The organism is Kocuria rhizosphaericola (genome assembly GCF_044462205.1).
Lineage (GTDB): Bacteria > Actinomycetota > Actinomycetes > Actinomycetales > Micrococcaceae > Kocuria > Kocuria rhizosphaericola.
Window position 1 is genome coordinate 34,437 of the sequence record NZ_JBISWK010000033.1, and the last position, 18,296, is coordinate 52,732.

Consider the following 18,296-nt stretch of genomic DNA (forward strand, 5'->3'; position numbering starts at 1 on the left):
GCAGCCACTGCCGCCACAGCCCCAGCTCGCCGGTCAGCATCCCCCACCCGCCGTGTGCCGTGGAGACGCCACCCCGCGGCTGCCAGACCGCAGAGGCGATCCTGAGGGTCACCGCGCCTCCCACCAGCGCACGTGGGCCGGGCGGACGTCGCTGGAAGAGAGGTCGTGCGGCGGTCCCGATGCGCTCTCCGGGACCTGCGCCGGAACGGCGGGGCGAAGGCTGCGGCGCCCGGACTCCGAACCTGTACGTTTCAGTCCCGCGAGCCGAGGAGCCCCGCTGCTCGTCGCCGTGTGGCGCCGCCCCCGTGATCGCTCGTACGGCGTCACCGCCCACGCGGCACAGAAGCGTGGGCCCCGCGCCGGACGGCCTCGAACGCCACCGCTGAGGCCGCGTTGGGAACCCAGTAGGGCCAGGGCAGGGCCGGCACCAGACCCAGCACCCAGGCCTGCGCCCAGCGCAGGGCCGGGGAGATCCGGTGCAGACGGAGCAGGTGGTAGCCCACGACGGCTTCGAACACGACGGTGGCGGTGACGACGACGGGTGCGGCCGGTTCCAGCGCGCCCAGCACCGAACGGTAGGGCGGCAGCCAGGCGCTGTCACGGAACCAGCTCATCAACCGGTGGGCGTGGCGCACGGTGTACACCGCGTTCAGCGCCGCTGAGCCGGCGAAATAGACCCCCACCGCCCGGGCAGCCAGGGCCCAGCCCCCGCGCGTGTCCCGCCCCCGGTCGGGGCGCCGGTGCGCGGCGCTGGTGCGGCGGTGTCGGTCTGCCCCCAAGCCCATGACGGTGTCCCCCGTTCGTCCCCCGGCCTGGTCATCGACGAACGCCCGCGGAGGCCCCCACGTCGGGCGTCGCGGTCGACGGCCGGTGAGACGCATTCCACCACGGGGTCCGCACCTGCACCACCGCAACCGCCACTGTGACAGGGCAGTCATCACCGGCCATCCTGCTCAGTGGCCAAGGGCTCGTCGTCGTCGGGCCGTCCCACGGAGGAGGCACGGGTTTCCGCCGTGGTCCGGGCGCACAGCACCAGGGCCACAGGCAGGGCCCGGTCCATGCCAGGAAGAGGATGAGGGGCGTGGTCGTCGTTGCGCTGGTCACGGCCGGAATGGTCCTGACCGGTGTCGCGGCGGTGCCACCGGCCGCGCAGTGGGGAACGACGCGCGTGGCCCAGACGATGGGGACACCGCACGCTGCGGTGCAGCTGGTGCCGAGCCCGGAGGGGCCGTCACCCCCGCGCACAGGATGACCAGGCACGGACGGGCGCCCATGCGCGAGGCGAGCGCCGCGGCGAGGCAGAACGTTCATCGCACTGGAGCAAAACGTACGTTCTGAAATGGTGATCACTATACTGGTGCGGTGACCACGGCCCAGCGAACTTCCGCGCGCGATCGGCTGCTCCAAGCGGCCGACCGCGTGCTGTTCGACCACGGCATCCGGGCCACGCCGGTCGACGAGCTGCTGCGCCAGGCGGAGGTCTCCGCGGCCACCCTGTACACGCACTTCGGCAGCAAGGACGCCCTGGTGGCCGAGGCGCTGCGGGTCCGGTTGGCGGACTGGCGGGCGGTCTGGGACCAGCACATCGTCGCGGCCGGCGACGACATGGCGCGACTGCTCGCGGTGTTCGACGCCCTGGCCTCCTACCGGGGCGAGCAGCACCACCCGTCACGCTGGTGCGCCTTCCTGGCCGCCGCCACCGAGCTCCCCGAGGCCGCGGACGAGATCAGCGACGTCCTGACCGGCGACACCGCTCTGCTCACCGAACGCCTCCTGCACCTCTCGCGCCCCCTCGCCGGGGCCGGCGCCCCGGACCTGGCCGACGAGGTCCTCCTGGCCTACAGCGGAGCCCTGACCGGTTTCCTCCGGGGCACCCCCCGGTCACCGATCGACGTCGGCCGCCGCCTGGCCCGCTCAGCAGCTCAAGCCCACAGTCGCGACTGACCCCCGGGCAGCCCCCGTCACCGGGGGAGCGGTGCCGTGGCACCACCGGCCGGGTGCGGAGGGCATGCCGCGCCGGCGCGATGAACGGATGCGGTGCTCGTCGCCCCGGGCGTCGAGAGGCGCCTCGATGACCGTCCGGGCTCGGGCTCGGTGCGCAGCCGCACTCCCGGGTGCTGGTGACGGCCACGGTGGGCGGGGGCGGGCACACGGTCCGGCCGGACCGTGTCCTCGGTGACGGCTCGTCCACCTGCTCCCGTCCGTCCCTGGCCGCCGACGACCACTGACCTCCCCCGAGAACCCGCATCTAGGCTGGGGCGGGTGAACGCACTGACAGCAGCCGCGTGGGCGGAGCACCACCAGGTGGCCGTGTACCTGGCCGCCGTCGCCGTCGCGGTCCTCGTGGGCTGGACGGTGCCCGGCGCTCCCGTGCTCGCCCCGGTCATCACCCCGGTCCTGGGGCTGCTGCTCTTCGCCACGTTCCTGGCCGTGCCGTTCGCGTCGCTCGGCCGGGCCTTCGCCGACCTCCGCTTCCTGGCGGCGCTGCTGGTGGTGAACTTCGCGGTCGTCCCCGTCGTGGTCCTCGGGCTGTCCCGGGCGGTCGCGGGGCACGAGGCGCTGCTGCTGGGTGTGCTGCTGGTGCTGCTGGCTCCCTGCGTGGACTACGTCATCGTCTTCACCGGTCTCGCCGGGGGCGCCGCCGACCGGCTGCTGGCGGCCGCCCCGCTGCTGATGCTCGCGCAGATGCTGCTCCTGCCGGCCTACCTGCTGCTCCTCGCCGGCCCGGAGGCGGTCGCCCTGGTGGAGCTGGGCCCCTTCCTGGAGGCGTTCGTGCTCCTGATCCTGCTGCCCCTGGCCGCGGCCGCGGCGGTGCAGCGGGCCATGTCCCGCTCCGCCGCGGCACGGCGGCTGGAGTCCGCGGCGGCCGCGGCCATGGTGCCGCTGATGGCGCTGACCCTGTTCACCGTGATCGCCTCACAGGTGCGCGGCGTGGGGGAGCAGCTGGCCGGCCTCGCGGTGGTCGTGCCCCTCTACATCGGCTTCCTGGTGCTCATGGTCCCGATCGGGATCCTCGCCGCGCGTCTCGCCCGCCTGGACGTGGCGGTCTCGCGGGCCCTGGTCTTCGGCGGGGTCACCCGCAACTCCCTCGTGGTGCTCCCGCTGGCCCTGGCGCTGCCGGAGCGGCTCGCGCTCACGCCGTTCGTCGTCGTCGCCCAGACCCTGGTCGAGCTGGTGGGGATGGTGCTGCTGGTGCGGCTCGTCCCCGCGCTGGTGCGGGGACTAGATCCACGACACAGTGGGGAGAGCATCCCGTCCGACCGAAAGGCCCCCCGCCCATGACGCAGCGCCTCCGTCCCGCCGTCCAGGCCCTCCGGCTGTGGGGCCCGCGCCAGTGGGGCGTCGCCGTGCTCGCAGGGCTCGCCACCGCCCTGGTACTGGGCCTGGCCACCGTGCTCATCCCCAACAGCATCTTCAGCCGCGAGATCCCGCCGGTGTGGTGGAACTATCCCGTCTGGGCCGCCACCTCGGCGCTCACCGGAGTCCTCGTGGCCTCCTACGTCTCGCCCGTCGCCGGCGGCACCCCGCTCCCCGACGACGACGTCGCCGCGGCCACCGTGGCCCGTGCCGTCGGGTCCGGCGCGCGCCGCAGTGCCCGGCTGGGCGCAGTCGGCACGTTCGCCGCCTGGTTCGCCGTGGGCTGCCCGGTCTGCAACAAGCTCGCCCTGCTGGCCCTGGGCTCCGCCGGGGCCCTGACGTGGTTCGCGCCCGTCCAGCCGTGGCTGGGGGTGCTGGCACTGGCCCTGAGCGCGTTCGCCGTGGTCCACCGCCTCGCCGGGCAGATGGCGTGCCCCGTGAACCTGCCGGCCGGCACCGCCGAGAACACGGTGGTCCCGGACGCGGCCGAGGCGCCGCGCGGCCGGTAGACCCCCGGAGGGCCCGGGGCCGGTCTCAGACCGCCGGGTACGGCTCGGCGCGCAGCAGCCGCGCCAGGTGCGCGGCGTTGCGGGCGGCCCCGGCCGTGGTGGCCGCGACCTTCTCCGGCACCTGATCGAGGTCCTGGTAGTCCACGGACTGCATGGCCTCGCCCACCCAGTACGTCCCGGCCTGGGCGGGGACGGTGAAGCCGATGTCGCTGAGGGCCTGCGTCATGTCGGCGATCGTCTTGTGGGCGCCGTCCTCGTTGCCCACCACGGCCACGATCGCGGTCCTGTCGTACATGATGGGCCGGCCCTGGTCGTCGGTCTCGGCGAGGTCCGCGTCGAGGCGCTCGACCACCCGCTGGGCGACGCTGCAGGGGTGTCCCATCCAGATGGGGGTCGCGAGCACGAGGATGTCGGCGTCCAGGACCTGCCGGCGCAGCGCCGGCCACTCGTCCCCCTCGCCCATGTCCACCTGCACGCCCGGCTTCACGTCGTGGTCGACCACCCGGACCGAGGACGTGCGCACCCCGTGCTGCTCGAGCTGGTCCAGCACGTGGCGGGCCATCAGCTCGCTGCTCGAGGGCTTCGGCGAGGGGGTCAGGGTGCAGACGAGGGCGACGGCGGAGAGCTGGTGCATGGGAACGTCCTTCCGGGACGGAGCTGGCGTCGGGCGGGTGTCCGCTCCAACCTATCCGTGACCGATCACCGGAGCACCCCTCGTGCGAGGCGCCCCGCGTTCGTAGACTGGCCCTCCGCGCCGCGGACCCGCAGTTCGGATGTCGAGAAGTTCAGTTGTCGACCAGTTCAGCAGCCGAAGAGAGAAGGGACCTTCCCATGACCGACCAGGACGACGGCACCGCCAAGGTGCGCGAGCTCATCAAGAACACCCGGATCGCCATGCTCACCCACGCGGACGAGCACGGGAACCTGATCTCCAAGCCGATGGCCACCCAGGACGTGGACTTCGACGGCACCGTCTACTTCATCGCCGAGCGCACCTCGGACCAGGTCCAGGACCTGCAGCAGCGCCCCGCCGTGAACGTCGCCTACGCCGGGGAGGGCGCCTGGGTCTCCCTGACGGGGACGGCGCTGGTGCTCAACGACGAGGCGAAGCTCAAGGAGCTGTGGGACAGCTTCACCGGGGCCTGGCTCGAGGGCGGGCCCGAGAACCCGGACAACGTCCTCATCGAGGTCACCGGCCGCTCCGCCGAGTACTGGGACACCCCCGGCGGCGGCAAGGTCACCCAGGTGGCCAACCTCGTGAAGGCCAAGGTGACCGGCGACACGATCAAGGGCGACAAGGGCGTCGTCGACCTCTGACGCCTCCCCGGGGCCGTCCGCTCCGCCCGGCCCGGGCGGCCCCGGCCCGGGCGTGTCCCGGAGCCCGCGGGTAGACTTCGAGCTATGAGCACTGCACTCGTCCGACCCCGCAACGGCAAGCTGATCGCCGGCGTCTGCGCGGCCCTCGCGGCCCGCTTCGGCCTCCCCAAGTTCCTCGTGCGCCTCGGATTCGTCATCTTCGGCCTCGTGGGCGTGGGGGAGCTGGTCTACATCGCGCTGTGGATCATGATCCCCAAGGAGGGCTGACCTCGTCGGCGACCACCGGTGCCGGGGCGTCCCCGGACCCGGCGACCGCACCGGAGAGGCCCGGAGGCACCCGGTGTTCGTGGAGCGCCGCGTCGCCGTGGGGCCTCTCGCGGTCGATGTGCGCGGATCCTTCGACCCCGCGCTGCCCCCGGTCGTGCTCGTGCACGGTATCGGGGTGTCAGGGCGCTACTTCCTGCGCCTCGCAGGGGAGCTCGCGGGGTCCCACGACGTGTACGCGCTGGATCTGCCGGGCTCCGGGACCACGCCGAAGCCGCGGCGTCCGCTGACCGTCGCCCAGCTCGGGGACGTCGTCGCGGCCGTGATCGCGCAGCTGCGGCTGGATTCGCCCGTCGTCGTCGGGCACTCGATGGGATGCCAGATCGCGGTGCACACCGTCAAGGACCATCCCGGTCTGTGCTCGGCGTACGTCCTGCTCAGCCCGGCCGTGGATCCGGAGGCCCGTGGCCTGCTGGTGCAGGCGGGCCGACTGCTGCGGGATGCACTGCGTGAACCCCTGGACACCGTCGCCGTCGTGATCCGCAGCTATCTGCGGATGGGCCTGGTGAGATTCCTGCGCACCGCCCGCTATCTGCTCCACGACCGGATCGAGGAGAACATCCGCCGGTGCGCGGCCCCGGGACTCGTCGTGCGCGGGAAGGACGACCCTGTCTCCCGGCGGGACTGGGCGTTGCGCCTGGCCCGCTCCGCCCCCGACGCCCGGTACCTGGAGATTCCCGGGGCCGCGCACGCCGTCCAGCACACCAGCCCGCAGGAGGTCGCCGCCGCCTGCGCCCGCTTCGTCGCCGTGCACGGACGGGACGCCCGGTCCGGCGGCCCGCAAGGACCTGCCGGCGGCCGTTCAGCACGGTCTTCCAGCTGACCGCCGGCGTCGTCTCCGGCACCCTCAAGGCCCTGTGGTCCATGGTGGCCACGACCTTCGAGCCGGAGCGCGACGATGCTGGGCCTCAGACCATGAGGTCGCGCCGGGTGAAGAAGAGGGCCCCGCCGAGCGCCGCCAGTGCCGCCAGGGCGGCCAGCAGCGCCAGGCCCGGCCAGTCGAAGCCGGTGGCCAGCGGTTCGGCGCCGATGTACCAGTGGAAGGGGGAGAGCTGCTCCATCCAGGGCGCCTCCGCGATGGGGGAGAGGTAGCTGAGCAGGTAGGCGGCCACCGCGACCGCAGCGGCAACCCCCAGCGCGGTCCCGCGCCGGCCGGTCGCGGCCCCCACCGCGAACGCCACGGTGCCCAGGGCGCCGCCGAAGAGGAGCAGCCCGGTGCTCGCCGCGGCCACGTTCGTGGCCGACAGGCCGAGCTCCAGCGCGGCGGAGAGGACGCCGAGGGCGGCGCTCAGGGCGACGACCAGCACGAGGACCGTCAGCCACAGGGCCGCCAGCCGCTCGGCGTAGATCCTCCGCCGCGAGACGGGGGCGCTGAGCTCGAGCTCGAGCGTGCCGTCCTCCTCCTGCCCGGCGATCAGGCGTGCGCCCAGCCCGATGGCGCACACCAGGGTGAGGACGGCGCCGAGCAGCGAGTACACCGTCGAGGTGACGTAGCCGGCCGCCGTGGTCATGCTGTCGAAGCCCATCGCCGTGATGAACTCCGACGGCATGGACTCGAGCATCGCATCCATCTGGCCGCCGCCGACGCTGGGATAGAACGCCGTGTACAGGGCCGTGACGGCCGCGACGGCGAGCGCCCACAGCACCAGCGACCGGCGGCTGGTCCTCAGCACTCCGCCCAGGACGGTCCCGCGAGCCGTCATCGCACGACCTCCGGGCCCGTGGTCCCGGAGCCCGGCGCCGGGCGGTCCGGGGCGGTGGGCTCGGCGGGCCGCCGGTAGAAGTCCAGGAACAGGTCCTCGAGCTCACGGTCCTCGGCCTGCCAGCGGACCACGCGGTGCCGGGTGGCCGCGGTCAGCAGCGGCATCGGGTCACCGCGGAGCAGGCAGCTCAGGGTCACACCGTCGGAGGGGTCGAGGACCGCGTCCTGCACCCCGGCCAGGTCCGCGAACTCCGCCAGGGGCACCGGTTCGGCGAAGCGCAGGAGCACGTGCTGCCCGGCACGGGCGCGCAGGGCGCGGACGTCGTCGAGATCGACCACCCGGCCCTCGCGGATGATGGCGACGCGTCCGGCGACGTCCTCGACCTCCTGGAGCATGTGACTGGAGAGGAAGACCGTGGCGCCGCCGGCGTTGGCCTCGCGGGCGAGGAGCAGGAACTCCCGCTGGAGCAGGGGGTCCAGGCCGCTGGTCGGCTCGTCCAGGACGAGCAGCTCGGGATCGTGCATGAAGGCCTGGACGAGCCCGACCTTCTGCTTGTTGCCCTTGGAGAGCGCTCGCAGGGGACGGGACAGGTCCAGGGAGAGCCGCTCGGCGAGCTCGCCGGTGCGCCGTCCGCCCCGGCCGCCGCGCAGGGCCGCGAGGTAGCCGAGGTACTCCCCGGCGCTCATCCGGGCGGGGAAGGAGAGCTCACCGGGCAGGTAGCCGATCCGTGCCCGCAGCCCGGGTCCGCCGGTGGCGGGGGTGGTGCCGAAGATCTCGACGCTGCCCGCCGTGGGGCGCAGCAGGTCCATGAGCAACCGGATGGTGGTGGACTTGCCGGAGCCGTTCGGTCCGAGGAAGCCGAACACCTCCCCGGGCTGGACCTCGAGGTCCACGCCGTGCAGGGCGCGCGTGCGCCCGTAGTCCTTGACGAGTCCGCGCGCTCGGACGGCCGGTGTCATGTCAGCGCTCCCCGACCTCGCGCACGCTCCCGGCTGACCGCATGACCACATCCTAGAGCAGGGGGTTCCCGAACGGTTCGGGGCCCGGCCGACCCGTCCGCTCGGCCACCGGTGCCGAACAACCTCGCGAGAGCACCACATCGACGAGGAGAAGAGGAGCCATGGCCTTCGACATCGACCGGTTCGCCGACGAGTCCACCAGCCTGCACTGGGAGGACCTGGGGCTCGACGCGCTGCGCGAGGCCCCCCTGCCCCCGGAGACGCTGCGCACGCTGCGGTACATGTGCGACGTCGAGTTCCACACCGTCTGCTACCTGCGCGACATGCTCGTCAGCCCCTCCCGCAAGGACCCGGAGGTCAGCACCTTCATGACCATGTGGAACCGGGAGGAGTTCTGGCACGGCGAGGCCCTGGCGCACGTCCTGTCCCTGCACGGCATCACGGTGGCCTTCGACGAGGTCAAGGCGAAGCGGGTCAAGCTCGGCTGGCGCGACCGCGTCGGCCCGGTCAAGCAGTCGCTGCTGTCCAACATCGTGGGACACGACTTCGTCGCCGTGCACATGCTCTGGGGCGCCGTGAACGAGCGGTCGGCCGCCGCCGCGTACCGGCGTCTGGCCGCGCTCGAGGACCACCCCGTGCTCGCCCCGCTGCTGCAGCGGATAGCCGCCCAGGAGACCAAGCACATCGCGTTCTACACCACCCAGGCCCGCGCCCGGCTGCAGGACAACCCCAAGGCGCAGAAGCTGGCCCGCCTCGCCCTGCGCACGGCCTGGCAGCCGGTCGGCTCCGGCGTCTCGCCCGAGGACGAGGTCACCCACGTCATGGGCCACCTCTTCTCCGGCGCCGACGGCCGCAAGGAGATCGAGGCCATCGACTGCCAGATCGCGAAGCTGCCCGGCATGGCGGGCCTGGCCGTGGTGGCCGACGCCCTGGACGCCCGGGGCGTGCCGGCGTGAGCGCGACCGCCGGGTTCGACGTGCGGGCCTATCTGCGCGACCCGCACGCGCTGCGCCCCGCGGACCTCGACCCGGACACCCTGCGCGGACTCGCGCCCGAGACGCTCGACGTGCTGGCGCACCTGTGGTGCGTCGAGCGCGGGCAGCTGGACCGGCTGCGGGACATCCTGGTGACCCCCACCCACGCCGAGTCCCGGGTGACCGCCTTCCTCACCACGTGGGCCTACGAGCAGCACTGGCTCGCCGAGTCCCTCGGCGCGATCCTGGCCGCGCACGGGCGCACACCCCGCGAGCCTGCCGGCACGGCCGGGGGGCGGCTGTGGCGGACCTGGGACGAGCGGGCCCGGCCCGCGCTGGGCGCGGTGGCGAGCAATCTCCTGGGCGCCGACCTCACCGGGGGGCAGATGGCCACCGGAGGGCTCGACACCGCGGTGCTCGCCGCGGTCTACCGCCGGCTGGGGGCCGCCGAACCCCGGCTGGCCGGGACGGCGCAGGAGATCGTGCGCCTCAAGGAACGGCACCTGGCGTTCTTCGCCGAGGAGGCCGGGGCCCGGCTGGCCGGCAGCGCGAGCGCGCGCCGGCTCGCGCGCTCCGGCTCGGCCAGGTGGCGCTGGCCCGGGACCCGCTACTGCGCCCCCGGTCCGGCCGGCGCGTGGGTCCGCCGGCTGTTCGCCGATCCCGCCGCCCGTGCCGACCTGCTGAGGCTCGACGAGGATCTCGCGGTCCTTCCCGGTCTGGCCGGCGCCCGGCCGGTCGCCGCGGCGCTGGGGCGCCTCGACCGGGCATGCGGCGCCGGCCGGGGCCCCGGGCGTCGGCCTCAGGCCGAGCAGCAGTCGGCGATCTCCTCGGGCGAGAGCCGGCGCCGGCCCACGTAGTACAGCACGGAGCCCTCCGGCAGCGGGGCCTCCCAGTCCGGGTCGAGCAGCCCGCCGTCGTGCTGGACGGCGAGCACGGTCGCGCCGAGACCGCGTCCCATGGCCTCCTGCACCCGCCCGAAGGCCCTGCCGGCCAGCCCCGAGGGCAGCCGGGCGCTGTAGGTGTTCCGCCCGCCGTGGGTCATCAGCTCGGCGTAGACCGCGGCGATGCCCGGGTCCTGGAGCTCCTCGGTCGCCAGGCGCGGTGAGTGCCACTGCACGCACCGCACGTCGTCGTCGACGTAGGAGAAGTTGCGGGCCCGGCCCATGTCGCGCAGGGTCACGACCACGTGGGCGTCCGGGGTCACGTGCGTGACCGCCACGGTGAGCGTGAGCGCCTCGTTGTCGTCGCGCGCGTCCACGAGGACCCGTGCCGCGCGGTGCAGACCCGCGCGGCGCAGCACGGACTCGTCGGCGAGGTCGCCACGGACGAACTCGACGCCGGGGTGCTCGGGCATCGGGTGCTGCGGCACGTCCTCCCACGCGCACAGCGCGATCGACGCGGTGCCGTCCCCGGTGAGCTCCTGGACGAGCCGCTCGGTGCGGCCGGACGTGTAGCCGAGGATCACCAGGTGGTCCGACATGCCGAGTTCGATCCGGCCCTTCATGCGCTGTCCCTTCGCGGTCTCGATCGCGGTGGCGATCCTGGTGAAGATGATGGTCAGCGTGGCGATGCCGCCGATGATGACGTACACGCCGACCAGGTGGCCGCCGAGAGTGGTGGGGAAGAAGTCGCCGTAGCCCACGGTGGACGCGGTGACCAGGAACCACCACCAGTAGTTCTCCGCGGCGGTGATCGTGTTCTCGGACGGCTCCGCCCAGGCCATGAGGGGCCAGCTGGTCAGGAACACGGTGAGGATGATCAGCAGAGGCAGCCCCCAGGCCTGCACACGGCCGAGCCTGCGGACCAGGCGGAACAGGAAGATCGGCACCGGTGGTCTCCTGTCTGATCGCGGGGCACCTCCCGTGACCCTACGCCGATCCGCGCCGGTGGCCACCACCACGTGGCCGGGCGGTGGTCAGCCGGCCGAGCGGCCCAGCCGCTCCTCGTGGTGGAGGTGCCCGGGGGCCGTGCCGGTCAGCACGGTCTCCGCGAGCGCCTCGCCGAGCGCGGGGGCCTGCTTGAAGAGGTTGTGCCCGGCCAGGGCGGTGAGCCCGTCCTCGGACCAGACGCCCACCCCGTCGTCGCCCCACGGCAGCCGGGTGACCCAGCAGTGCACGTGGTCGACCGGGTGGGGGTCCAGTCCGGGCAGGGCGCGTTCCACGTAGGCCACGGTCCGGTCGGCCAGGGCGGCGAGCGCCGCGGGATCGCCGAGGCCCCCGTCCGGGTGGGCCGGGGTGTCGGCGCTGAGGCCCACGGAGTAGTGGCGGCCGTCCGGGTACGGGGCGGCGTAGACGCCGGTCTCCCCGAAGGCCCCGCTGCCGTCCTGGAAGGTGGGGAGTCCGCGGCCGGTCCCGGGCCGGTCGGGGGCCGGCCCGCCGGAGGTCATCGCGAAGGTGAGGCGGACGTGCGCGCCGACCTCCACGGGCAGGTCGAGCCCGGCGCCGCGGGCCAGCGGTGCGGTGCCCCGGCCGGCGCACAGCACCACGTGGTCGTAGGTCTCGCAGGTGGTCCCGGTGCGCACCTCCATCTTCTGCCCCTCGGTGCGCCGCACCGAGAGCACGTGCTCGCGCAGCATCGAGCCCTCGAGCCGGTGCGTCAGCGCGCCGACGGCGGCGAGGGTGCGGATGGCGCCGCCGTCGACGTCGAGCATCGCCGGGCCCGTCCAGTCGGCCAGGAGGGGCAGCCGGTCGTGCAGCTCCTCGGGCGGGAGGCGCCGCACGGGGATCTCCGCGAACGGCTCCAGGGTGCGCAGCTTGTCCTCGATCCCGTCCCCGATCGCCACGGCGCCGTCGCGGGAGACCAGCTCGACGTCGAACTCCTGCTCCCACTCCCGCCACAGGGCCCGGCTGCGGGCGACCAGCGCCACGAGCCGCGGGTCCTCGTGGGCGTGCCGGAAGATCCGGGACTGCCCGGCGGACTGTCCGCCGCCCGGCGGCCCGGACTCGTAAAGGGTGACGTCGGCGCCGCGGGCCCGCAGGGCGTGGGCGGCGGCGAGGCCCACGATGCCGGCGCCCACCACGGCCGTGCGGGTCATCGGGGTGCTCCGGGGATGCTCGTCATGGCGTGCGGACGCTCGGCCGTCCGGGTGCTCAGCCGTCCTGCTCGGGGTCGGAGCTCTCGCCGAGGATGTCGTCGAAGGCCTCGCGCACGGCCTGCCGGGTGGCCAGGCGCACGCTCGCGGCGCCCTGCTTGTCCGCGGTGTCGGCGTCGGCGATGTTGCTGCGCTCCTCGCGCTCCTGCTCCAGGGCGTGGTCGCGGGCGGAGCGGATGCGGTCCATGATCTCGTTGGCTTCCATGGGTCCATCCCATCACGAGACGTCAGTGGTTGAACAGGGGGCTGATCATTTCTGCCGGGGCTCGGCCCCGGCGGCGGCGTCCGTGCCGAGCTCGGGCGTGCCGCCGCCCACCATGACCACGGCGCTCGCGGCCACCACCAGGCCCATGCCCACGAGCTGGAGGCCGGTGAGTCCCTGGCCGAGCACCAGCAGTCCCGCGAGGGCCGCGACCGCGGGCTCCAGGCTCAGCAGGATCCCGAAGACCTTGGGCGGGATGGCCCGCAGCGCCAGCAGCTCGAGGGAGTAGGGGACCACGGAGGAGAGCATCGCGATCCCCACCCCGGCGCCCAGCACGCCCCACGTCAGGGCGGGGGCGTGCGCCGTGAGGACGCCCACCGGGGTGACCAGGGCGGCCGCCACGACCAGCGCGACGGCGAGACCGTCCAGCTGGTCGAAGTGCCGGCCCGCGGACCGGCTGCCCAGGATGTAGGCGGCCCAGCCCGCCCCGGCCAGTGCCGCCCAGGCGATGCCGGTGAGGTCCAGCTGCGCCCACGGCACGGTGAGGGCCTGGGAGATGAGCACGATCCCGGCCAGGGCCGCCGCCACGGCGAGGACGTCCCGGGGGCGGCGGGAGAGCACCGCCGAGAGGGTGAGCGGGCCCAGGAACTCGATGGTCACGGCCACGCCCAGCGGCAGGGTGGCCAGGGACTGGTAGAACGCGAAGTTCATCCCCGCCAGGGCCGCCCCGAAGAACAGGCCGGACCGCCACGCCTGCCGGCTCCGGCCGCGCAGCCGCGGCCGGATGACGGCCAGCATGATCGCCGCGCTGATGAGCAGCCGCATGGTCACCGTGGCGGACGCCCCGATCAGGGGCACCAGGACGGCGGCGAGGGCCCCGCCGAACTGGACGGACACGACGGCGGCCAGCACGTAGACGGTCGGGCGCAGCCTGGGGCTGCGGGAGGGAGCGAGGGCGGTCACCCGTTCAGGGTAGGGCTCCGCCGCGCCACTCGCTCACCGCCGGCCGGCGAGGCGCGGTGCGCCGTGCACGGGATCGCGGTCGAGCACCCGCAGCTCCCCGAGCCCGCGGGCCGCGGCGGCCTCCCGCAGCCGGTGCCGCAGCAGCGGCTGGTGCCGCGCCAGGCCACCGCCCACCACCACCGGGCCGGTCAGCTCCAGCCGCCGGGACACGGTGGCCGCGAGGTCGGCCAGTGCTCCGGCCGCGCGGTCCACCAGCTGCAGGGCGTCGCCGTCGTGCGGCGCCGCCTCGAAGGCGACCCGGGACAGCCCGGCCCAGAACCCGCGGTCCGCGCCGCCGTGGAACCGCTCGATGAGCTGGCCGGGCTCGGTGAGCCCGCAGTGGGCCAGCACCGCCCGGTCCAGGGCGTCGGGCCGCAGGCCGTCGTCGAGCCGGGCGAGAGCGCGGCGCACGAGCTCGCGGCCCAGCCAGTAGCCGCTGCCCTCGTCGCCCAGCAGGTGCCCCCACCCTCCGGCGCGGGCCTCCCGGCCGTCCGGGGCGGCGCCCCAGGCGGCGGAGCCGGTGCCGGCGATGACCGCGATGCCGGTGCTGCACCCGCCGGCGGCCAGGACCAGCCGGGTGTCGTGCACGACGACGATCCGCGCCGCGCCGGCGTGCGGGGCGATGAGCGCGCGCAGCGCCTCGGCGTCCGCGGGGGTGTCGACCCCGCCGGCCCCCGCCACGACCACGTCGGCCTCGGAGGCGTCCAGCTCCCCGAGGACGCGCGCCAGGGCGCGGGAGGCCTCGCCGGCGCTGACGTTCTGCACGTTCGCGCTGCCGCCGACCGCCTCCCGCGCCGGGCGGCCGTCCTCGGCCCGCAGGCCGTGGGTCGTGGTGCCGCCGATGTCCAGGCCGATGAGGATGCTCATGGGTCCATCCTGCCGTGCGCGGCCGAGCGGACCCCGGGCACGACGACGCCCGACCGGACGCCGGTGCGAACCGGCCCGATCGGGCGTCGTGGACCGTGTCCGGTCAGGCCGCGAGGGCCAGGGGCGCGGGGCGCAGGCGGCACCCCTCGAAGGAGAACAGCCGGCGGACGCCGGTGCCGGCCTCGAGGATCCACAGGACTCCCAGGGGGTGCGAGACCTGCCCCACGGTGCCGATGCAGCTCTCGTAGAACTCGTCCCAGATCTCGAGCCGGTCACCGGGCTGGATCCGGCTCAGATCGGTCATCCACTTCTCAGCAGCGGTCATGTCGCCACCTCCCATCACGTTCTTGTCTGTGTACTCCTCCATGGTGCACTGTCCGGGGCGACCTGGGCGGCCGGTCCGATTTGACAAACGCCTCGTTCGTCTTGACCTTCGTCACACCCCCGCCCGGTCGGCAACCTGCACCGGTTGTCCGTGCTCGTGGAGGGCCGTGATCTGTGACGGGCGTCCCGGCCGGGAGCGTGAACATCAACACGTCGGACAGGCGTCGTCGCACGCCGTCATCCGTGTCGCGAGCGCCCGCCGGCGGCTCAGCCGGCCGAGTCCTGCGGGACGTCCGGGCCGGTCTGCTCCCGCAGGTGCCGGTCGAAGAACGCGGTGATCCGGCGCCGGGCGTCCTGGGTGGCGGGATCGTCGTAGGCGGTGCGGCTGAACCGGCCGAGGACCCGCAGCATGGGGGAGAGGTCCTCGGGGTCGTGGTCGTTCATGAAGCCGTGGCCCACGCCGGGGTAGATCTTGATGTCGTGCTCCACCCCGGTCTCCGTGAGGATCCCCTCCAGGCGGCGGCCGGCGTCCCCGCCCAGGGGCGTGGTGTCCGCCCCGCCGTAGCTGCCCACGATCGGGCAGGCGCTCGGGAGCCACTGCTCGGCGCCCTCGGGGCACCCGCCGTAGTTCGTGCTCGCGGCCGAGAACCCGTGCTCCGCGGCCAGCGCGAGCGCGTAGCCGCCGCCCATGCAGAAACCGATGACCCCGATCCGGCCGGTGCAGTCGGGGCGGGCCGCGAGCCAGGACCGCGCCGCCTCGACGTCGTCGAACGTGCGTCCCCGGCGGGCGCCGATGTCCTTCATGATCGTGCGCAGACAGCGGAGCCGGCCACCCCAGTGGAAGAGATCCGGGGCGACCGCGAGGAAGCCCTCGCCCGCCAGCCACTCCGCCTGGTGGCGCAGGTCCTGGCTCATCCCGGTGAAGTCGTGCACGAGCACCACACCGGGCCAGGGCCCCGGACCGTCGGGCACCGCCACGTGGACGGGCATCTCCCCGTGGTCGGTGGCGACGACGACGTCGCTCATGACCGCTCAGGCCTGCCGGGCGTGGACGGCGTCGGCGGTGCCGGCCGCCACGAGCCGGCGGCGGTAGGCCATGCCGCCGGCCAGTGCGACCACGAACAGCACCGACATGACGGCGAGCAGGGGCCACGGGCCGAACTGGTAGATCAGCGGCACCGAGGCGGCGGTGATCAGTCCGCCGCCGAAGAACGGCTCGAAGAACAGCTGCTTGTAGCCGAAGGCCTCCATCGCCGGGCTCTCGTCGTGCGGGTCGGCGATGCGCATCAGGATGAGGCCGGTGGCGGTCACGCCCATGGACTGGCCGAAGTCCGCGATGCCGCGCTCGAGCCAGTAGTCGGGGATGATCTTGGGCACGAACAGGATCAGGAAGCCGGTGCAGAAGACGACGCCGGAGAGGGACAGGATCAGGAAGGCCTCCCAGTTCGCGGCGATCGCGGTGAGGGACAGGGTCGCGATGGCGGCGAGGATCAGGAAGTCGAGGGCGAGCCCCTGGATGCGCAGCATCATCTGGTGGTCCAGCAGGTGGCCGATGCCCCGCCGGTCCATGACCAGCTGCACCACCACGCCGCCCAGCATGGCGAGCGGGAAGAGCGGCACGAACGCGAGCAGCTCCACGGTGTCCGCCCACAGCGCCTGCTCGATCCACTGCAGGGCCGTGAGCATGAGGTAGCCGATGAGGATGGCGATGCCCACCACGGCCACGTGCAGGGTGAGCGGCTCGATCGAGGCCGGCCGGGAGGTCATCATGGCCGCGGGGATGTTCTCGTCCCGGCGGTAGAGGCCCTTCTGCTCCTCGATGGACTGCTCCACGTTGCCCTTGATCACCTTGGTGCGCCCGGTGCGCACGCCCCAGTTGATGACGGCGATCCCGATGACGATGCCGCTCACGAGGCCGACGGTGGCCATGCCCAGGGCCAGGTCCGCGCCGTCCTCGAAGCCCAGCTCCTCCATGACGGGGCGCATCCCGGCCGCGGTGCCGTGGCCGCCCTCGAAGCCGATCTCGATGAGGGCGCCGGCCATGGGGGAGATCCCGAACAGGGGCCCGAGGACCATGATCACCAGCAGCAGGCCGACCACGTACTGGCCGGAGCCGAGGGCGAGACCCACCGACAGCTGCGGACCGGCGAGCCGGGCGACGCGGCGGGGGCCGGGGATGGACGCCCCGAGGAAGAGCGTCGCGAAGACCACGCTGATGAGCAGGCTGGGGAGCGTGGACCAGACCTCGAGGATCTCCGGGGTGAAGACGCCCCCGTCCGCGAGCCCGTCGACGCCGGCGGCCTCGCCGAGACGGCCCAGGACCTGGGGGCCGGCGAGCAGGGCGAGGACGCCCGCGATGATCGAGCTGGGCAGGAAGATCTTCTGGATCCACCGCACCCGGACCCGCAACCACTTCCCCACCAGGAACAGCGCTGCCAGCAGGATCAGGGCGAAACCGACGTGGTCGGGGCTCATGGCGGACTCCTGGGTCGACAGCGCGGGCGGTCGGGCCCAGTCTATGCACGAGTGGCCGACGGCACACCAGGAGCCGGTGGGACGGGCGTCCGCCCCGGTACCCTGGCAGGCGTCCCCTCTTCCCTGCCCTGTCCACCCCTCTTCCACCGCCCAGGAGCACCCGTGACGCCCTCGTCGCCCCCGGACCGTCCCTCGACACCGCCGACCACCACCACGCCCACCGCCACCGCCGGCGGGGAGCCCCGCCGCAGCATCCCGGGCAACGTGGTGCGCGGCGCCCTCATCGGCGTGGTGGAGACCGTCCCCGGCGTCAGCGGCGGCACCGTGGCCCTCGTGGTCGGCATCTACGACGAGCTCATCAACTCCGCCGGGCACGTGGTGTCCGCCGGCAAGCGGGCGCTCCTCGGGCCCGACCGCGCCGCCGGGGTGCGGCACCACCTCGCCCTGGTCCACTGGCGGATCGTGCTGCCCGTGGTGATCGGCATGGTCGCGGCCCTGCTCACCGTGGCCGGTCCCATGAGCCACCTCGTCGAGGAGTACCCGGTCACCATGCGGGCGCTGTTCTTCGGGATGGTCATGGCCTCCATCGGGGTGCCCCTGCGCCTGGCGGGCGGGGCTCTGCGGGCCCGGGACGCGGCCGTGGTGGCGCTCGCGGCGGCGGTCGCGTTCGTGCTCGTGTCCGTCCCGCCCACCACGGTCGCGCCCGCGCCGCTGCTCGTCGTGCTCGCGGCCATGGTCGCGGTGTCCGCGCTGCTGCTGCCCGGGCTCTCCGGCTCCTTCCTGCTCCTGACGATCGGGCTCTACCAGCCGACGCTGCGGGCCGTCGACGAGCTCGACCTCGGCTACCTGTCCCTGTTCTTCCTCGGCGCCGCCCTGGGCATGGTGGTCATCGTCAAGGGCCTGCAGTGGCTCCTCGACCACCACCACCGCGTCACCATGCTGGCGCTCACCGGGCTCATGCTCGGCGCCCTGCGCACCCTGTGGCCCTGGCAGCTCGAGGACCGCACGCTGCTCTCCCCCGAGGGGGACTGGTGGGTCCAGCTGCTCGCGGCCGCGGCCGGCTGCGTCGTCGTCCTCGCCCTGCTGGCCGTCGACGCCCGCACCCGGGCGCGCACCGGGCACGGGTCCCAGGAGGAGCTCGCCGGTGTCGAGTCCGGCGACGAGGCCACCGACAGCCCCCGGTAGTCGGCCG

General features: G+C 73.9%; 21 protein-coding genes. 9 read left to right on the plus strand and 12 right to left on the minus strand.

The window, feature by feature from the left end; all coding sequences use genetic code 11:
• Nucleotides 1-323 precede the first annotated feature (323 nt).
• Nucleotides 324-779: a hypothetical protein gene (locus ACH9D2_RS03100; RefSeq protein ID WP_396361288.1), complete on the minus strand. Its 456-nt coding sequence runs from the start codon at nucleotides 777-779 to the stop codon at nucleotides 324-326.
• Nucleotides 780-1,362: 583 nt separating this feature from the next.
• Here ACH9D2_RS03100 and ACH9D2_RS03105 point away from each other — a divergent pair.
• The 3 genes from ACH9D2_RS03105 to ACH9D2_RS03115 all read left to right on the plus strand — a co-directional run bounded on the left by ACH9D2_RS03105 (nucleotide 1,363) and on the right by ACH9D2_RS03115 (nucleotide 3,866).
• A complete protein-coding gene (locus ACH9D2_RS03105; RefSeq protein WP_396361289.1) occupies nucleotides 1,363-1,944 on the plus strand; it encodes a TetR/AcrR family transcriptional regulator in 582 nt (193 codons plus the stop codon).
• Between the two features lie 318 nt (nucleotides 1,945-2,262).
• Nucleotides 2,263-3,282 (plus strand): bile acid:sodium symporter, encoded by a 1,020-nt coding sequence (locus ACH9D2_RS03110; RefSeq protein WP_396361290.1) that lies wholly within the window; start codon nucleotides 2,263-2,265, stop codon nucleotides 3,280-3,282.
• Nucleotides 3,279-3,866, plus strand: a complete 588-nt coding sequence (locus tag ACH9D2_RS03115) for a hypothetical protein (RefSeq protein ID WP_396361291.1) — start codon at nucleotides 3,279-3,281, stop codon at nucleotides 3,864-3,866. Before ACH9D2_RS03110 ends, ACH9D2_RS03115 begins: the two co-directional genes overlap by 4 nt.
• Nucleotides 3,867-3,891: 25 nt before the next feature.
• On the opposite strand, the gene ACH9D2_RS03120 is transcribed toward ACH9D2_RS03115, so the two are convergent.
• Complete coding sequence (locus ACH9D2_RS03120; protein ID WP_396361292.1) at nucleotides 3,892-4,500, minus strand: flavodoxin family protein; 609 nt, start codon at nucleotides 4,498-4,500, stop codon at nucleotides 3,892-3,894.
• Between the two features lie 197 nt (nucleotides 4,501-4,697).
• On the opposite strand from ACH9D2_RS03120, the gene ACH9D2_RS03125 reads away from it, so the two are divergent.
• The 3 genes from ACH9D2_RS03125 to ACH9D2_RS03135 all read left to right on the plus strand — a co-directional run bounded on the left by ACH9D2_RS03125 (nucleotide 4,698) and on the right by ACH9D2_RS03135 (nucleotide 6,330).
• Nucleotides 4,698-5,183: a pyridoxamine 5'-phosphate oxidase family protein gene (locus tag ACH9D2_RS03125; protein ID WP_396361293.1), complete on the plus strand. Its 486-nt coding sequence runs from the start codon at nucleotides 4,698-4,700 to the stop codon at nucleotides 5,181-5,183.
• A gap of 84 nt (nucleotides 5,184-5,267) precedes the next feature.
• Nucleotides 5,268-5,450, plus strand: coding sequence for a PspC domain-containing protein (locus ACH9D2_RS03130; RefSeq protein ID WP_396361294.1), 183 nt, complete (start codon nucleotides 5,268-5,270; stop codon nucleotides 5,448-5,450).
• A gap of 73 nt (nucleotides 5,451-5,523) precedes the next feature.
• Nucleotides 5,524-6,330, plus strand: coding sequence for an alpha/beta fold hydrolase (locus ACH9D2_RS03135; protein WP_396361295.1), 807 nt, complete (start codon nucleotides 5,524-5,526; stop codon nucleotides 6,328-6,330).
• A gap of 85 nt (nucleotides 6,331-6,415) precedes the next feature.
• Here the strand turns inward: ACH9D2_RS03135 and ACH9D2_RS03140 are convergent, their stop codons facing one another.
• Entirely contained in the window at nucleotides 6,416-7,210 is a 795-nt protein-coding gene (locus ACH9D2_RS03140) for an ABC transporter permease subunit (protein WP_396361296.1), read from the minus strand.
• Nucleotides 7,207-8,169, minus strand: a complete 963-nt coding sequence (locus tag ACH9D2_RS03145; protein WP_396361297.1) for an ABC transporter ATP-binding protein — start codon at nucleotides 8,167-8,169, stop codon at nucleotides 7,207-7,209. Before ACH9D2_RS03145 ends, ACH9D2_RS03140 begins: the two co-directional genes overlap by 4 nt.
• 161 nt (nucleotides 8,170-8,330) lie before the next feature.
• On the opposite strand from ACH9D2_RS03145, the gene ACH9D2_RS03150 reads away from it, so the two are divergent.
• Entirely contained in the window at nucleotides 8,331-9,125 is a 795-nt protein-coding gene (locus tag ACH9D2_RS03150; protein WP_396361298.1) for a ferritin-like domain-containing protein, read from the plus strand.
• Nucleotides 9,122-10,000 (plus strand): hypothetical protein, encoded by an 879-nt coding sequence (locus ACH9D2_RS03155; protein WP_396361299.1) that lies wholly within the window; start codon nucleotides 9,122-9,124, stop codon nucleotides 9,998-10,000. The genes ACH9D2_RS03150 and ACH9D2_RS03155 overlap by 4 nt, the downstream gene beginning before the upstream one ends.
• Here the strand turns inward: ACH9D2_RS03155 and ACH9D2_RS03160 are convergent.
• The 8 genes from ACH9D2_RS03160 to ACH9D2_RS03195 all read right to left on the minus strand — a co-directional run bounded on the left by ACH9D2_RS03160 (nucleotide 9,943) and on the right by ACH9D2_RS03195 (nucleotide 17,104).
• Nucleotides 9,943-10,971 carry an ion channel gene (locus ACH9D2_RS03160; protein WP_396361300.1) on the minus strand — a complete coding sequence of 343 codons (1,029 nt, stop codon included), beginning with the start codon at nucleotides 10,969-10,971 and terminating at the stop codon, nucleotides 9,943-9,945. The genes ACH9D2_RS03155 and ACH9D2_RS03160 overlap by 58 nt on opposite strands.
• Nucleotides 10,972-11,058: 87 nt before the next feature.
• Complete coding sequence (locus tag ACH9D2_RS03165; protein ID WP_396361301.1) at nucleotides 11,059-12,177, minus strand: FAD-dependent oxidoreductase; 1,119 nt, start codon at nucleotides 12,175-12,177, stop codon at nucleotides 11,059-11,061.
• Between the two features lie 55 nt (nucleotides 12,178-12,232).
• Nucleotides 12,233-12,439, minus strand: a complete 207-nt coding sequence (locus ACH9D2_RS03170) for a hypothetical protein (protein WP_396361302.1) — start codon at nucleotides 12,437-12,439, stop codon at nucleotides 12,233-12,235.
• 45 nt (nucleotides 12,440-12,484) lie between these two features.
• Nucleotides 12,485-13,399: an EamA family transporter gene (locus ACH9D2_RS03175; RefSeq protein WP_396361303.1), complete on the minus strand. Its 915-nt coding sequence runs from the start codon at nucleotides 13,397-13,399 to the stop codon at nucleotides 12,485-12,487.
• Between the two features lie 33 nt (nucleotides 13,400-13,432).
• The gene (locus ACH9D2_RS03180; RefSeq protein WP_396361304.1) at nucleotides 13,433-14,305 is read right to left on the minus strand and encodes a BadF/BadG/BcrA/BcrD ATPase family protein; all 873 of its coding nucleotides are present in this window, start codon (nucleotides 14,303-14,305) and stop codon (nucleotides 13,433-13,435) included.
• 103 nt (nucleotides 14,306-14,408) lie between these two features.
• Entirely contained in the window at nucleotides 14,409-14,630 is a 222-nt protein-coding gene (locus tag ACH9D2_RS03185; RefSeq protein WP_298584530.1) for a hypothetical protein, read from the minus strand.
• 266 nt (nucleotides 14,631-14,896) lie between these two features.
• Nucleotides 14,897-15,655 carry a dienelactone hydrolase family protein gene (locus ACH9D2_RS03190; RefSeq protein WP_396361305.1) on the minus strand — a complete coding sequence of 253 codons (759 nt, stop codon included), beginning with the start codon at nucleotides 15,653-15,655 and terminating at the stop codon, nucleotides 14,897-14,899.
• Between the two features lie 6 nt (nucleotides 15,656-15,661).
• The gene (locus ACH9D2_RS03195) at nucleotides 15,662-17,104 is read right to left on the minus strand and encodes a sodium/glutamate symporter (protein ID WP_396361306.1); all 1,443 of its coding nucleotides are present in this window, start codon (nucleotides 17,102-17,104) and stop codon (nucleotides 15,662-15,664) included.
• A 162-nt stretch (nucleotides 17,105-17,266) separates the two neighbouring features.
• On the opposite strand from ACH9D2_RS03195, the gene ACH9D2_RS03200 reads away from it, so the two are divergent.
• Nucleotides 17,267-18,289, plus strand: coding sequence for a DUF368 domain-containing protein (locus ACH9D2_RS03200; protein ID WP_396361307.1), 1,023 nt, complete (start codon nucleotides 17,267-17,269; stop codon nucleotides 18,287-18,289).
• Nucleotides 18,290-18,296 lie beyond the last annotated feature (7 nt).

Excerpts from the sequence above, each read along its gene's own strand:
- ACH9D2_RS03125 (WP_396361293.1), top strand. The coding sequence starts at position 4,698 with ATGACCGACCAGGACGACGGCACCGCCAAGGTGCGCGAGCTCATCAAG.
- ACH9D2_RS03150 (WP_396361298.1), top strand. The coding sequence starts at position 8,331 with ATGGCCTTCGACATCGACCGGTTCGCCGACGAGTCCACCAGCCTGCAC.
- ACH9D2_RS03185 (WP_298584530.1), bottom strand. The coding sequence starts at position 14,630 with ATGACCGCTGCTGAGAAGTGGATGACCGATCTGAGCCGGATCCAGCCC.
- ACH9D2_RS03165 (WP_396361301.1), bottom strand. The coding sequence starts at position 12,177 with ATGACCCGCACGGCCGTGGTGGGCGCCGGCATCGTGGGCCTCGCCGCC.
- ACH9D2_RS03195 (WP_396361306.1), bottom strand. The coding sequence starts at position 17,104 with ATGAGCCCCGACCACGTCGGTTTCGCCCTGATCCTGCTGGCAGCGCTG.
- ACH9D2_RS03180 (WP_396361304.1), bottom strand. The coding sequence starts at position 14,305 with ATGAGCATCCTCATCGGCCTGGACATCGGCGGCACCACGACCCACGGC.
- ACH9D2_RS03145 (WP_396361297.1), bottom strand. The coding sequence starts at position 8,169 with ATGACACCGGCCGTCCGAGCGCGCGGACTCGTCAAGGACTACGGGCGC.
- ACH9D2_RS03130 (WP_396361294.1), top strand. The coding sequence starts at position 5,268 with ATGAGCACTGCACTCGTCCGACCCCGCAACGGCAAGCTGATCGCCGGC.
- ACH9D2_RS03190 (WP_396361305.1), bottom strand. The coding sequence starts at position 15,655 with ATGAGCGACGTCGTCGTCGCCACCGACCACGGGGAGATGCCCGTCCAC.
- ACH9D2_RS03120 (WP_396361292.1), bottom strand. The coding sequence starts at position 4,500 with ATGCACCAGCTCTCCGCCGTCGCCCTCGTCTGCACCCTGACCCCCTCG.
- ACH9D2_RS03170 (WP_396361302.1), bottom strand. The coding sequence starts at position 12,439 with ATGGAAGCCAACGAGATCATGGACCGCATCCGCTCCGCCCGCGACCAC.
- ACH9D2_RS03115 (WP_396361291.1), top strand. The coding sequence starts at position 3,279 with ATGACGCAGCGCCTCCGTCCCGCCGTCCAGGCCCTCCGGCTGTGGGGC.
- ACH9D2_RS03140 (WP_396361296.1), bottom strand. The coding sequence starts at position 7,210 with ATGACGGCTCGCGGGACCGTCCTGGGCGGAGTGCTGAGGACCAGCCGC.